Source organism: Bifidobacterium ruminantium DSM 6489 (genome assembly GCF_000770925.1).
Classification (GTDB): domain Bacteria; phylum Actinomycetota; class Actinomycetes; order Actinomycetales; family Bifidobacteriaceae; genus Bifidobacterium; species Bifidobacterium ruminantium.
In genome coordinates this window covers 1-582 of sequence record NZ_JDTK01000031.1, presented here as the reverse complement: position 1 = coordinate 582, position 582 = coordinate 1, and the positions used below count along the sequence as shown (strand labels likewise).

Genomic DNA, 582 nt, shown 5'->3' with positions numbered 1-582 from the left:
CCATCGCGGTCTTCAACGACGAATACGGCACCGGCCTGCGCGACACCATCGCAAAAACCGCATCCGAGGCCGGCGTCAATATCGTCTATGGAGAAAAGGATACCTTCGACCCGACCGAAACGAACTTCTCCTCAATTGCCACCGCAATCAAGGCATCCAATCCGGACGCGACGCTCGTCATCGCCTTCGATCAGACCAAGCCGCTGCTGAAGGCGCTCGCCTCCGCGGGAGTGGACATGCACAAGCTGTACTTCGTCGACGGCAACACCTCCGACTACTCCAGCGAGCTCGACGCGGGCCTGCTCAAGGGCTCGAAGGGCACCATCCCTGGCGTCAACCCGTCTGACGACTTCGTCAAGCGCCTCAAGTCCACCGGTGTCGACCTGAAAAACACCACCACCTACGGTGCTGAAACCTATGACGGCATCATCCTCGCCGCGCTCGCCGCACAGAAGGGCGGCAGTGCCGATGGCAAGACCATCCAGGCCAATATGGCGGCCGTCTCCGGATCCACCAAGGGCGAGAAGTGCGATTCCTACAAGGCCTGCGTTGCCCTGCTGAAGGACGGCAAGGAGATTCAGT

General features: G+C 60.7%; 1 protein-coding gene. It reads left to right on the top strand.

The features are described 5' to 3' along the window. Positions 1-582, top strand: a 582-nt coding sequence (locus OU26_RS08880) for an ABC transporter substrate-binding protein (protein WP_033499102.1), incomplete at both ends; no start/stop codon positions are given.